The organism is Robiginitalea aurantiaca (assembly GCF_030380815.1).
GTDB classification, from domain to species: Bacteria; Bacteroidota; Bacteroidia; order Flavobacteriales; family Flavobacteriaceae; genus Robiginitalea; species Robiginitalea aurantiaca.
Window position 1 is genome coordinate 156,099 of record NZ_JAUDUY010000002.1, and the last position, 13,248, is coordinate 169,346.

General features: G+C 45.5%; 11 protein-coding genes. 7 read left to right on the forward strand and 4 right to left on the reverse strand.

Translation table 11 applies throughout. From position 1 onward, the window contains the following. Positions 1-62: 62 nt before the first annotated feature. Positions 63-743 carry a potassium channel family protein gene (locus QU605_RS04235; protein ID WP_289724031.1) on the forward strand — a complete coding sequence of 227 codons (681 nt, stop codon included), beginning with the start codon at positions 63-65 and terminating at the stop codon, positions 741-743. Positions 744-902: 159 nt separating this feature from the next. Here the strand turns inward: QU605_RS04235 and QU605_RS04240 are convergent, their stop codons facing one another. The 3 genes from QU605_RS04240 to QU605_RS04250 all read right to left on the reverse strand — a co-directional run bounded on the left by QU605_RS04240 (position 903) and on the right by QU605_RS04250 (position 4,457). After that, complete coding sequence (locus tag QU605_RS04240; RefSeq protein ID WP_289724032.1) at positions 903-1,931, reverse strand: HAD family hydrolase; 1,029 nt, start codon at positions 1,929-1,931, stop codon at positions 903-905. A 183-nt stretch (positions 1,932-2,114) separates the two neighbouring features. Then, positions 2,115-3,668 (reverse strand): arylsulfatase, encoded by a 1,554-nt coding sequence (locus QU605_RS04245; RefSeq protein WP_289724033.1) that lies wholly within the window; start codon positions 3,666-3,668, stop codon positions 2,115-2,117. A 144-nt stretch (positions 3,669-3,812) separates the two neighbouring features. Then, the gene (locus tag QU605_RS04250; RefSeq protein ID WP_289724034.1) at positions 3,813-4,457 is read right to left on the reverse strand and encodes a hypothetical protein; all 645 of its coding nucleotides are present in this window, start codon (positions 4,455-4,457) and stop codon (positions 3,813-3,815) included. A gap of 358 nt (positions 4,458-4,815) precedes the next feature. Here QU605_RS04250 and QU605_RS04255 point away from each other — a divergent pair, with 358 nt between their 5' ends. Continuing rightward, a complete protein-coding gene (locus QU605_RS04255; protein ID WP_289724035.1) occupies positions 4,816-5,286 on the forward strand; it encodes a hypothetical protein in 471 nt (156 codons plus the stop codon). A 93-nt stretch (positions 5,287-5,379) separates the two neighbouring features. On the opposite strand, the gene QU605_RS04260 is transcribed toward QU605_RS04255, so the two are convergent. Then, a complete protein-coding gene (locus tag QU605_RS04260) occupies positions 5,380-6,054 on the reverse strand; it encodes a hypothetical protein (RefSeq protein WP_289724036.1) in 675 nt (224 codons plus the stop codon). A gap of 236 nt (positions 6,055-6,290) precedes the next feature. On the opposite strand from QU605_RS04260, the gene cls reads away from it, so the two are divergent. From cls to QU605_RS04285, 5 genes are all read left to right on the forward strand, one after another. Continuing rightward, positions 6,291-7,742, forward strand: coding sequence for a cardiolipin synthase (cls, locus tag QU605_RS04265; protein WP_289724037.1), 1,452 nt, complete (start codon positions 6,291-6,293; stop codon positions 7,740-7,742). Positions 7,743-8,051: 309 nt separating this feature from the next. Continuing rightward, positions 8,052-10,469, forward strand: coding sequence for a glycoside hydrolase family 3 C-terminal domain-containing protein (locus QU605_RS04270; RefSeq protein WP_289724038.1), 2,418 nt, complete (start codon positions 8,052-8,054; stop codon positions 10,467-10,469). A gap of 130 nt (positions 10,470-10,599) precedes the next feature. Next, entirely contained in the window at positions 10,600-11,007 is a 408-nt protein-coding gene (locus QU605_RS04275) for a GNAT family N-acetyltransferase (RefSeq protein ID WP_289724039.1), read from the forward strand. A 128-nt stretch (positions 11,008-11,135) separates the two neighbouring features. Next, positions 11,136-12,191: a bestrophin family protein gene (locus tag QU605_RS04280; protein WP_289724040.1), complete on the forward strand. Its 1,056-nt coding sequence runs from the start codon at positions 11,136-11,138 to the stop codon at positions 12,189-12,191. Between the two features lie 227 nt (positions 12,192-12,418). After that, a complete protein-coding gene (locus tag QU605_RS04285; RefSeq protein WP_289724041.1) occupies positions 12,419-13,207 on the forward strand; it encodes a class I SAM-dependent methyltransferase in 789 nt (262 codons plus the stop codon). Positions 13,208-13,248: the final 41 nt, after the last annotated feature.

The following is a 13,248-nucleotide window of genomic DNA, read 5'->3' on the forward strand; positions in this document are numbered from 1 at the left end:
AAAACCAAAGGAGGCAATACCCAATTTTCAACTATATTGCAGTCACGCATAAATCAGTGTTGTTGGGATTTCTAAGAAGATACCGTTTTGAACTTTATCTGAGTTCCTTTGTCGCATTGGTATTCGGCAGTCTGATTTTTCCATCCCCCTTTTTTGAACGGTACATGGACCCACTGCTCACCCTGGCCAATGTCATCGCTGGCTTTGGCATTATTTCAGAACGCAGAAGGTATTTCAAAATTTATTCCGTTTTGGTTGCGGGTGTCGTTATCCTGGAAGTAATGCGCTTTGCTTTTGGAGCAGGAGACAACATAGATCTTAAATTAATCCGGTTTGCAGTCCTTTCCTTGTTTTACACCATTGTGACCCTGGAAATAATACGACAAGTATGGTTCGCCACTGAGGTTAACAAGAATGTGATTTTTGGAGTAATGGGCGGGTATGTCTCCATGGGCCTTATTGCATTTTTTATCGTGCTTGGAATTGAAATTTCTGAACCCGGGTCTTTCCTGGGACTGGATAATTCCACGGGCACCTCCCAATCTGAAAATCTTTTCTACTTCGCCTATATTACGCTGATGACTGTAGGCTATGGGGATATTACCCCTGTGACCATCTTAGCCCAGAAAGCTTCTATCCTGATCGCCTTGCTCGGACAATTCTATTTAGTGATCATTACGGCCGTAGTTGTTGGAAAATACATCAATAACGAACTGCGAAGGGATACGTTTGAAAGGGATTAGGAATACTGCAACCCACTAAGCTGAAATACGACTCTATATTTTCACGTCAGGGCAATTCGTCAGTGCTTTAATGTCCTAGTCATAAAAAAGCATTCCGAAAGGGTAAACGCTGGGCCTAAGCTGAAAGCAATGGCTTAGATCTGCAAGGTTGTAAAATGCCTAATTCATTTCATAGGGGTAAATTACCTTCCATTCCTCGGCCATATCCACAACGGTCCAGCCATTTGCAGTTGCCTGGTCCAGACCCTTGTCCAGCTTCCCGATATGCGATTCCCGGTCATAAGCCCACTCGCGGTCGGCGTCGGTATGATGTACGTACAGCATAAAGGCCCCTTTCGTATTGCTTGATGTGTATTGCAACATCTGAAGATCCCCATCCGAATTCCCGGCCGCAAAAATGGGTTTTTTACCTATATGCTGGTTGATTCCCACCGGCTTCCCTTCTTTATCATCAATAAAGTTAATTTCGGGTAGTTTTCGCAATACGGGGTTACCTTCATTGTAATCAAACTCCGATTTAATGCTACTCCCGATCACCTGATAGGGTGGAATACCGTAAACCATTTCAGTCCATGGGCGCATAAAATCAATTCCCCCTCCGGAAACAATAAAAGTCTTAAAGTCATTTGCCCGAAGATATTCCAGCAATTCCAGCATGGGCTGATAGACCATGCTGGTATACGCTTGATTCGTTTTGGGATGCCGAGCGGTTTTGAGCCAATCCATAACCGATTGTTTGAACTCTTCCTCAGTCATTCCGGAATGCGAGGCCATGACAAGCTTTATAAGCCCTGCCTCACCTTCTGACAACACCGTTTCCATATCACCTTCTAGCAACGCCTTAAAGGGTTGTTTATTGGACCATTCGGGATGATCCGGAGCCATTCCCTTAACGCGATCTATTGCAAATGCCAGCTGAAAATACATGGGTTGTTCTGACCAAAGTGTCCCATCATTATCGAAAGTGGCAATCCGATCCTGAACCGGGACAAAAGAGGGATTACCCTCAGTAGTCACTTTTTCCACAAAAGCAATAATCGCCGACTTTGAAGCCCCGTCATTCCAGGAAGGCAAAGGGTCCTGAACAACCACGGCTGTTTCTGACATTCCTTCAGAAACCGTATTTTCCTGCTGACGACAACTCCAGAAGCCTGCAATAAGTAAGAGTAAAAAGAAGAATTTTTTCATCCGGTGCAGTGTTTTAATTTTTAAAGAAGTTAAAATTACAAAATCTAAACCTTGAATCAGGACAGTACACCACTTTTGTGCGAATATCCCAACTTCTGAGATTTATCAGGGAATATATCCGTGCCGTCGGACATAAAAAAAGCCGCCCGAAGGGGCGGCTTAATCGTAATATGAAGTTGGTAATTATTTACTTGTTGGAATCATAGCCTTGATTTGTTCCTCAATGGTAGAGAGGCTCCAATCGCCGGGTGTCTGACTCGGTGGATATTCCTCAAAGGTCGAAAGGAACTGCAAAGCGTAATACTGCATGCCCCCCAGTGCAAATGCCCTGTCGATATACCAATCCCAATAGGTGTTAGAACCTTCCAGAGCCTTCTCAAACGGGTCTCTTCTGAGGTGGAACAGGTAGGGCCCGCGCAACTTTACAAAAGGTTCAAACCACAAGGCGAGTTTACTCGCCCGCTGCTCCTGAAACATCGCCTTCCAGGGACCATAGCGCAAGGCTGCAATTTCCCCCCCGTCATTCACATAGATAAAACCCTTACGTGCGGACTCCTCTGTTTTCCCCATCAGGTAGTCCAGTTGGTTGACCCCATCGATATAATTCCTGAATCGTTTGCCGTTTAAAGTGGTTCCACTTCTCAGCTGATCAACGATATCGGCATTCCCGGCAATGGCGGAAAAAGTAGGCAACCAGTCCTCGTGTGATACGATTCCGTTCCGGGTTTCTCCGGCAGGAAATTTACCTGGCCATTTAACAAAGGCCGGTGATCTGTATGCACCTTCCCAACTGCTGTTTTTCTCACCGTGAAATGGTGTGGTACCGGCATCTGGCCAGGTGTTGTAATGCGGGCCATTATCCGTAGAGTAAAACACAATTGTATTATCCGCGATACCCAGTTCATCCAGATAATCAAGCAGCATACCTACATGCATGTCGTGCTCGATCATTCCATCGGTGTATTCGTCATGACCTTTGTTGCGACGATCCTCGCGAACGTGGGTACGGAAGTGCATACGGGTTCCGTTCCACCAGGTAAAGAAAGGTTTTCCGGCATCCGTCTGCTCTTTGATGAATTTTTTGGTCGCTTCTACCGTTTCATCATCAATGGTCTCCATCCGTTTTTTGGTAAGAGGGCCCGTGTCCTCAATACGCTGCCCTCCCTTACCGTCGGCCCAGGTATGCAAAACACCCCTCGGTCCAAAAACTTCGCCGAATTTCTTACCATTGGCCAAAACCATGTCCGTTGGGTAGTCTTCATTTTCAGGCTCTTCCTCTGCATTAAGATGGTAGAGGTTTCCGTAGAATTCGTCCCAGCCATGCATGGTGGGAAGATGTTCATCCCGATCGCCCTGGTGGTTCTTTCCGAACTGTCCGGTAGCATAACCCTGACTTTTCATCACCTCAGCAATGGTGACATCCGTTTTCTGCCATCCTTCTGCAGCTCCTGGCATACCTACCTTGGTCATGCCCGTGCGTACAGGTACGTTTCCACCAAGGAAAGCGGCACGCCCGGCTGTACAACTCTGTTGTGAATAGTAATCGGTAAAAGAAATTCCCTCTCTGGCTATTCTGTCGATGTTCGGGGTTTTATACCCCATCATCCCATGGTTGTTATGGCTAATATTCCAATACCCTATATCATCCCCCCAAATAACAAGGATGTTGGGCTTTTTCTGGCCATAGGACCACATGGCTAGGCTGAAAGCCAGCATTAGTAAAAATTTGTTTTTCATTTTTCAAATAAGTGTTAATGGTTGATAAACTATACTGTTTTAAAGCGTTGGGGGAACTCTAAATATATGCACATTTTTTTTAATGGAATTAGGGCCGTGGGCGGCGTCAATTGAAACAGCTGCCCTATTTGGGAATATTATGGATCAGGCACCAAAACGGAAAACAAGCCCGCCGCTGAAGCCGCCCATGATAATCGTGCTTCCCGCGCTTACACCGGTACTCGGCCCACCTGTTCCAATTCCGACGTAAACGCCCCCCCATTCAACCGGGAAGAGCAAATTGCCCTGAAAATTCAGGCCTATAGACTCTGTGAGCATAATCACAACCCCACCTTTAAAGCCAAAACTGAAATAGGTGGCACTATCGAGGCTTCTATTTACAATATCCCTGTTCTCATTCTTTGGAGAATATATCGAGAGTCCAAGTTGTCCCCCAATAAAGGGCTTAATGTTCCCGTTGGTGAAATATCGCGTTCCCCCTACCATAAACCAGTCCACATTCAGATCCGCAAGTTTGGATTCATTCGGGCTGAGTATGCGATCGCGGATGAGCAGGTCCGTACCCATATTATAATAGGTCACCTCAATCATATAATCCCGGCGAGCCTCGAAACCGGCAGTAAGACCAAAAAAACCACTGTCATTTACTTTTAGGTAATTCGACCCGTAATTCAACTTGCTGCCAAACTGGTACCCGTACGTAGGGGTGAGCTCAAAAACCTGGGCGTTACTCGTAAAGGCACCCAATGCCAGAAATACAAAAAATAATACTGCAGATACTTTTTTCATCATTTTAAAATTTGAGACATACTACCCCAGGCAAAACAGATATGATTAGAATTTAGGTCCTGAATGTTATAAGGGGAGGTACGGGTTTTGAATATTGGATTTTTCCAAATTTATTAAATCTTTCGGCAGCATTCCCCAATTAATCCATTTAACAATGCATAATTACAGCTTCTGTCACTTAAATAGGCGGGGTTCAGGGCCCTGACAAATTATAAAAATGCTCATCAAGAAAAACCAACCAACCCTACAGATTGATGGAATATTCCCATAAATATAACCCTCCAATCTTAAATGGGATGTATCTTTGAGCATCTTATATTAAAGCGGAATCTTTATTCTTAACATTAAACACTGATTTATGAAAACAATTTTGATGAGTATTGGGGTATTCATGATGGCCCTTCAATTTGGACAGGCTCAGTCAAATGCCGAAGAAGTAGACTTTCTCCAGTCGATTATCGGAGGTGAAAAGAAAGCGGTTGTAGCCGATTTTATTGAACTGGAAGGCGCATCCAAAGACGCCTTCTGGGAACTTTATGACGCTTATGAAACCGAACGAAAGGTTTTGGGGAAAAAGCGGATTAGCCTGCTTGAAAAGTATGCCAAGGAATTCGAGGGCATCTCCGACATGGAAACGGATAATATCGTTTTGGAAGCTCAAAAACTCGCGAAAGGAAACGAAAAACTTATCAATTCGTATTACAAAAAGATAAAAAAGGCCTCCGGTTCTAAGGCTGCGGCACAGTTTTATCATTTGGAAAATTACTTTCACGCACTTACCAGAACAACCATTCTTGAGAACATTCCAGTGATCGGGGAATTGGACTAATTCCTGAAGGTTTCTGTAGCATTAAAAAAGCCGCCCGGACATCCGAGCGGCTTTTTTTATATTCTTTGCCCTGATCAGGGCGTACTATCGCCCCTATTTTGCATAAGCCTTTACGATCTTGCCTACATACTCTTCAGCAGTCTTGTAGGCATCCGTTGGGTCAGACAATTTCGAAGTCACAACGAAAACGAGTTGCTTGTCTTCTGGCTCATCCAGACTATAGCCAACGGTCTCCAGTACATAATTGTTATAAGTAGTTGTCGTACTCGATGTAGGCATATAGCCTCCAAAGCCGGAATAATACGGCCCGTAAGCATAAGGACTGCCGTAGTAACTATTAAAGCCCCCGTAATATCCGGGATATCCACCATATCCAACACCAGCGTACACCCCGGAAGTATTTGTTTGGGTAACCTGTTCCGTGTCTTTTACCGTAGTGATAACTATACCGTTAAAACCTTCAGTCTCAATCATGCTCAGGATCTTGTTCAACCGCTCTTCGCTCATTTCTACCTCTGTATGCAGCGTAGGGATTTTCTTAAAGCTTTCGGTAGCTTTCATACCTGTGCTTCGCATTTGTTTAGCTATTTCAGACTCAAAGGCCGTTCTGGCAGTATTTTCATTTGTACGCGCAATGACAAGGACATTCTTTTCTCTAAAACTCGCTACTACATCGTCCTCAGCAGACCACGTATTCAATACTTTTACGGTGGAACAACTCTGGAAACTAAAAGCGACCAGGGTCATAAAAATCAAAAATTTTCTCATTTAAAATACCTTTTTATGGTTTCATTACTATTGTGTTCCGAGATGGTCGGTACGTCACTCAGCTTGTAAATATACATCAAATTTGCTCTAGTTTCTGTGATGGTATTTGAATTAAATAGCTTAAAATCCATCTGCTTAAGGGTGATTATTTAAACCCTGTTTCACCTAAAAAAAGTAACTTACACAAACCTAAAGTTATGTGTTTGACTTAGGCGAACTATTAATTCCAACATTCAATGGATTTGTATTTTTATTTAAGTTTATTGTATATCGGTGTCCTGATTTTCACCATTGTCCGAATCCTGCTCGATACCCAAACCTCTTCCAAGTCACTGGCCTATATTCTTCTGGTCCTTGTAATCCCTGTAGCTGGCATCATATTTTACTTCTCATTTGGCGTAAATTACAGACACAGAAGCTATAACCTGGAGGCGAATTCGGCCTCTCTTGAAGTAAACAAATCCTATCAGGAACAGATTGTGGATACTACGGATGAATTACTTCATTCAGATTCGAAAATTCCCCATCATTTTCAGAGTCTCGTGGAATTTCACCATCATACCATGGGGGCATACCTCAGTAAGAACTCCTTTCAACTATTGATTAACGGGGAAGACAAATACCCCGAAGTACTCCGGACCCTTGCATCTGCCAAGCGGTTCATCCATATGGAATATTATGCCTGGGAAAATGATACACGGGGGAATCAGATTAAGGATGTGCTACTTGAAAAAATTCAGGAGGGCGTTAAAATCCGCATTCTCTATGACGATTACGCGAGCAGGGGCATCCGTAAAAATATCGTAAAAGAATTACAGGAAGCCGGGGTTGAAATCTATCCAAAAATCAGATTAAAAATCCGTCAATTTGCAAACCGTCTGAATCACCGTGACCACCGTAAGGTCATTATTGTGGACGGCAAATACGGTTTTGTCGGAGGCCTCAATATTTCCGACAGATATGACAATACGATCCATACAAAACTGTACTGGAGAGACACACATGCAAAGTTCACAGGACCTTTGGTGCAAGAGCTTCAGAAGCACTTCCTCTCCAGTTGGAATGCCGCGCAAAGTGAAAAACTCCTTTTCTCAGGTGAATTCCTGCCCTCAGACCATACCGCGGACTCCTTGCCGCATAAGGGCCTTGCTCAAATAATCCCGGGGGGTCCGTATTATTCATTTTCGAATATTATGCTCTCCTATCTGAAGATCTTCAACCTGGCCCGGCAAAAACTCTATGTAACAAATCCGTATTTCATCCCGAGTAGCAGCATCCTCAATGCGCTGAAACAGGCCGCCCTTAGTGGGGTAGATGTCCGGCTCCTGCTTCCGGAAAAATCAGATTCCAGTTTGGTGGGAGCCGCGTCCCGGTTTTACTTTGATGAACTTTTGGAGGCAGGGGTGCGCATATTTCTCTATACCAAGGGTTTTATCCACGCCAAAACCGTAGTTGCAGATGGTTCACTAAGCGTAGTGGGAACCGCGAATATGGACATTCGCAGCTTCGACCTGAATTTCGAAATCATGTCTGTGGTTTATGGAGATGATCTGGCACAAAAGCTGGAATCTGTTTTCATGGAAGACCTGAAATTGAGCCGGGAAATTGACGCGGACTTCTGGAATCAAAAGCCTTTTCACAAAAAGCTGATTTATGCTATCGCACGAGTGGTTTCCTCCTTCCTGTAGGCGGCATGAAGGTTAAGGGGCGCCCCCTCCCCCATTATCAATTTACCCGAAAATCCTGCAGCATAAAATCAGATCGTCCCCTTCCCGGTTGCCAAACCTATGGAACTTCATAAAATCGCATCGGTTTACTGTGCACCCAGCATCTTCTGTACTGAGAGAAACCTTGGTGTTTAGCAGTATTCCAATATTTCATCAGAAAAAACTTATTGGTACCAAATCCGGCTTATTAAATACGCGTATTCGTCCCCAAAATTTCTTTGAATCTTGAACCTGATTCTTATTTTTGCCTTTCTTAAACACCCCCGAATCATGAATAAAGGTCTGAAAAAAGCCCTGAAAATTTTTCTTATTATTCTCGGCTTCGCATTGGCAGTTGTAATTGCAGGAGCAATCTATATCAACGCTGCCTGGCTCAGTTTCGGACTTTCACAAACGCAGCCCGAAACTGAGATCGCAGAACTCATAGAGGGTGGCTTCCGGTTTCGGGACCTAAACCGCAATGCCAGACTCGATCCTTATGAAGACACCCGGATTCCTTTAGACCAAAGAGCCGAGGACCTCTTAGCACGTCTTACCCTTGAAGAAAAGATTAATCTCCTAAAAGGTTCGGGACTGAAATCCCTTTTGGGAATGGAAGATCCCGAGCTGCTGGTTCCCGGTGCGGCCGGAACGATCGAACCTATAAAACGCCTGGGGATCCCAAGGATCTACCTGGCCGACGGGCCGGCCGGATTACGCATTGCACCTGTTCGCAAAGATTCGGAACAAACCTACTACGCCACTGCCTTTCCGATAGCCACCTTACTGGCATCTACATGGAATTCAGAATTGGTCTATAATGTGGGGCAGGCCATGGGTAATGAAGGGCTCGAATACGGGGTTGACGTACTCCTTGCCCCAGGGGCAAATATTCAGCGAAATCCCTTATGCGGGCGGAATTTTGAGTACTACTCAGAGGACCCTGTTTTATCCGGTTATATCGGGGCGGCAATGGTAAATGGAATTGAGTCTAACGGGGTGGGCACCTCTGTAAAACACTTCGTGGCAAATAACCAGGAAACCAGCAGATATAGCAACGATGTCATCGTATCGGAGCGCGCTATGCGGGAAATTTATCTTAAAGGCTTTGAGATTATCGTTAAAGAATCACAACCCTGGACTGTGATGTCCTCTTACAACAAAGTAAATGGCACCTACACCTCCCAAAGTCGCAGGCTGCTTACGGATATACTCAGGGATGAATGGGGCTTTGACGGGCTCGTGGTTACGGACTGGTTCGGAGGCTCGGATGCTGTCGCCCAGATACAGGCAGGGAATGACCTTTTGGAGCCTGGGACAAGAAGTCAATGGAAGGCCTTGCAAAAAGCTTCTGAGAAGGGAACACTGAGTGAAGAAGATATCAATACCTCAGCCAGGCGAATCCTGAAATTAATTCTCGGATCCAAAAAAATGGAGGACTATGCCTTCACAAATTCCCCTGACCTCAAAGGACATGCGCGTATCACACGTGAATCCGCAACTGAGGGAATGATTTTATTAAAAAATGAGGGGGCACTGCCCGTTGAAGGCAATCAGACGGTTGCTCTTTTTGGTGTAAATTCTTTTGAATTTATTGCCGGGGGCACAGGATCGGGAGACGTCAACGAAGCCTATACGGTTTCCCTGCAGGAGGGGCTCGAAAATATGGGGTTTGAAATAGATCAGAACACCACAGCAGCCTTTGAAAACCACAAAAAGTTAAACGCGGAGGCATTCATAAAACCGGAAGGCCTGGAAGCCATGACAAATCCTTATAACCCTCCTCAGTTTAGTCCCTCCCCTGAACTCCTGGAAAAAACGTCCAATACCTCGGATATCGCCATAATTACCCTCGGACGCAATGCCGGTGAAGGTGGAGACCGGGTTGAAAAGGATGATTTTCTGCTCACCAAGCAGGAAACAGCCCTAATTGAAGACGTATGCGAAGCCTTTCAAAAAGCTGGAAAAAAAGTGGTGGTGGTTATGAACATCGGAGGTGTCATTGAAACAGCCAGCTGGAAGGAACTGCCCGATGCCATACTTCTGGCCTGGCAAGGGGGTCAGGAAGGCGGGAATGCCACGGCTGATATCCTAAGCGGGAAGGCAAACCCCAGTGGCAAACTACCGATGACCTTTCCGGTTGACCTTTCTGATCATGGGTCTTCTGCGAATTTTCCCATGGACGGCGAACCCATAGACTTTTCAGATGTGCTTTTTGGGGCGGAAGAGAAGCCCGAAGATGAAAAAATCAGAAACAAGGACTATACGATATATGAAGAAGGGATTTACGTGGGTTACAGGCATTTCGACAAGCGCAATATGGAAGTATCCTATCCCTTCGGTTATGGCCTGAGCTATACCACATTTGATTTGAGTTCCATGGAGATCACCTCCGAAAACGAGTTAATCGATGTTTCTGTAATGGTTAAAAATACGGGCATGGTTGCAGGGAAGGAAGTGATACAACTCTATAGCTCTAAACCCCAATCTGACATTGACCGGCCTAAAAGGGAGCTGCGCGCTTTTGGCAAGACCCCCCTGCTCCAACCCGGGGATTCCACCCGGATCAACCTGCAGGTTCCCGTATCCGAATTGTCATACTGGGATGAAAACCAAATGGGATGGGCATTGGAGACAGGCACGTATGTTCTGGAAGCGGGGACTTCTTCAAGAGATCAAATGCTTAGTTACTCCGTGGATTTGAAATAGGAAATTTTGCCAGAGCAGATTGGATAAGCTCCTTGCTCTTTGGTATTAGATGCTCCCCTAAATTCAAGACGCCAGGCGGGATATCACAATTCAGAATGGGCTACCTTTAGATGGCTAAATTATTTCTGCCATGGTCACTTATACCCTAGAAAAAAACCTGAGTCCGGAAGAATTCAGGGAAGTCCTTGTTCAATCGGGTCTCGGGGCGCGCAGACCTGTTGAGGATTTGGAGCGGATCCGCGGGATGGTCACCAATGCCAACCTGATACTCACCGCCAGGGACTCAGGAAGGCTCATTGGGGTAGCCCGCAGCGTCACGGACTTTGTTTACTGTACCTACCTCTCAGACCTGGCTGTACACCAAACACATCAGGGAAAAGGTATCGGCACAGAGCTTATCCGCCGCACGAAACTCCATGCCCCTCAGGCCAAGCTTATCCTGCTTTCGGCCCCTGCTGCCATCGCATATTATCCAAAAATAGGCATGTCAAGACATGAGCACTGCTATTTTCTGGACGATGTAAAGTTGCTTAAATAGCCCGTATCGGGAAATATTCTCTAAATTGAGATTGCATACTACAAATTGAGTGCCGGCCCAAAGGGTAGAAATGCACGGGCTTTAAATAAGGGCCAGGTGTCATTGGGTAATCTTTAAATACGAAACTTATGTATACAGGCAAGGTATATAGCCTTTGGCAAATGGTCATATGGACGCGGTTTGAAACGCTTCTCTTTTTATTTATAAGTATTCTATGGGTAGCCGCATACTATTTTCTGGACCTGCAATGGCTCCGCATCCCCTGGACACCTATGGCCCTGATCGGAACTGCCGTGGCTTTTATCATCGGATTTCAGAACAATGCGGTCTATGGTCGTATCTGGGAAGCCCGGAAAATCTGGGGTGGTATTGTGAATACCTCACGTACCCTCGGGGTCTTTGTACAGGATATGCTTACGGAAGAATATATGGATAACAAATCGTCTCAGACAGATATTCCTGCAGCCATCCGGGCCATTACCTACCGACATATTGCCTGGATGACCGCCCTCCGGCACGCCATGCGGAGCTCCCGAACCTGGGAAACCACTGGAAAGCATAGGACCAATAGAGAATGGGGCATTCGCACCCCTGAAGAATCATCAACCCTGGAGGCAGACCTTAAAGGGTATCTTTCTGAAGATGATCTTAGCTACGCCCTCTCCAAAAGCAATGTGCAAACTGCCATTCTTTACCTGCAATCCCATCACCTGAGAGCACTCAAGGAAAATGGGGTGATATGGGAATTTTCATTTTTGGAGCTCGAGGGAATTATTCAGGAACTCCTGACCCTGCAGGGCCAGACCGAACGCATTAAAAATTTTCCCTATCCCCGCCAGTACGCCACGCTAAACCATTATTTTATGTGGTTGCTGCTGATGCTGCTGCCGATGGCCCTGGTTCCGCAGTTTATAGATATCGGTAAGGACATTGCAGGGAGCCATCCCATTCAGGGAGCTCTGTTTGTTTGGTTTACCATACCCATATACACGGCAGTTGCCTGGATGTTTCATACGATGGAGCGCATCGGGCGAACCGGGGAGAATCCCTTTGAAGGCACAGCCAATGACGTACCGATCTCGACCATTTCCCGGGGAATCGAAATTGACCTGAGACAGAATCTGGGAGAATCGGCGGAACAGATGCCTGAGCAGTTTCCTTCAGATTACGGGGTCCAATTTTAGTTAAGAGATCTTTTTTTTATCTCAGGGAGTTATCGCGTTGGGGTTAAAGCAGTTTTGTCCTTAATGAAGTGTTTACCAACTTTAGTGGCCAGAGCCTGTTAAAGATCCGATATAATTTCAGGCTGTAACTTTCAAAGAGGCATTCTCAATGGTTCGTTTTAAATTTGTTACATGCGGAATAAGGAATACACCGCGCTTTTAATAACTGAGAAAATATGTATGTTGGTATGACACCTCAAACGATTCATTTCCCAAAACCTATCTGGCAAGGCCTGGGCAACCTCTTTGTATTTAAAAAGAGGCAGGTACTCCTGGTTTTAGGGCTTCTATGCGGTCTTTCAGGCTCGTATACAGGTTTTGGACAACCGCCTGCTTCCGATGACATATACACCTTTAAAAAGGGGGACCCCAATGGGATCGGAAAATGGTATATGGGACGTGAAATAGCTCGTGTAATGGGATATCAGGGAATGGGCTGGCTGGAACGACCTTCACGGGAAGCTGAGGAGAAAACGTCGGTTCTAATCAAAAATCTGGACATTGCACCTGCAGACCGGATAGCGGATATCGGTGCCGGTTCCGGATACCATGTATTCCGGATGGCTCCTTTGGCTCCCGAAGGTGTGATCTACGCAGTCGATATCCAACCTGAAATGCTAGCCGAGATCGACCGCCGGAAAAAAGAGGATAATATTGAAAATGTGGTGCTGGTTACCGGTGATGAAAAGAGTGTGAATTTATCGGAGAACTCCGTAGATAAAGTATTGCTTGTAGATGTATATCACGAATTCAATTATCCGGTTGAAATCATCAACTCCATTGTTCAGGCGCTGCGGCCCGGAGGTAAAATCTACCTGATTGAATACAAAGGGGAAGATGAGTCCATCCCGATAAAAAAATTGCATAAATTAACTGTAAATCAGGCAGTAAAAGAAATGGAAGCAGCAGGCCTGAAACTCGAGGCAAAGCTGAAAAACCTCCCCAGACAGCACTGTATGATCTTTGTAAAAGCGTAATATACTTAGCCATATTCCCGCCCATAAGATGGTATCTGCTT

Bases quoted from the DNA above. Each gene is read 5' to 3' on its own strand.
- QU605_RS04240 (WP_289724032.1), bottom strand. From the start codon at position 1,931: ATGAAAAAATTCTTCTTTTTACTCTTACTTATTGCAGGCTTCTGGAGT.
- QU605_RS04245 (WP_289724033.1), bottom strand. From the start codon at position 3,668: ATGAAAAACAAATTTTTACTAATGCTGGCTTTCAGCCTAGCCATGTGG.
- QU605_RS04250 (WP_289724034.1), bottom strand. From the start codon at position 4,457: ATGAAAAAAGTATCTGCAGTATTATTTTTTGTATTTCTGGCATTGGGT.
- QU605_RS04255 (WP_289724035.1), top strand. From the start codon at position 4,816: ATGAAAACAATTTTGATGAGTATTGGGGTATTCATGATGGCCCTTCAA.
- QU605_RS04260 (WP_289724036.1), bottom strand. From the start codon at position 6,054: ATGAGAAAATTTTTGATTTTTATGACCCTGGTCGCTTTTAGTTTCCAG.
- cls (WP_289724037.1), top strand. From the start codon at position 6,291: ATGGATTTGTATTTTTATTTAAGTTTATTGTATATCGGTGTCCTGATT.
- QU605_RS04270 (WP_289724038.1), top strand. From the start codon at position 8,052: ATGAATAAAGGTCTGAAAAAAGCCCTGAAAATTTTTCTTATTATTCTC.
- QU605_RS04275 (WP_289724039.1), top strand. From the start codon at position 10,600: ATGGTCACTTATACCCTAGAAAAAAACCTGAGTCCGGAAGAATTCAGG.
- QU605_RS04280 (WP_289724040.1), top strand. From the start codon at position 11,136: ATGTATACAGGCAAGGTATATAGCCTTTGGCAAATGGTCATATGGACG.
- QU605_RS04285 (WP_289724041.1), top strand. From the start codon at position 12,419: ATGACACCTCAAACGATTCATTTCCCAAAACCTATCTGGCAAGGCCTG.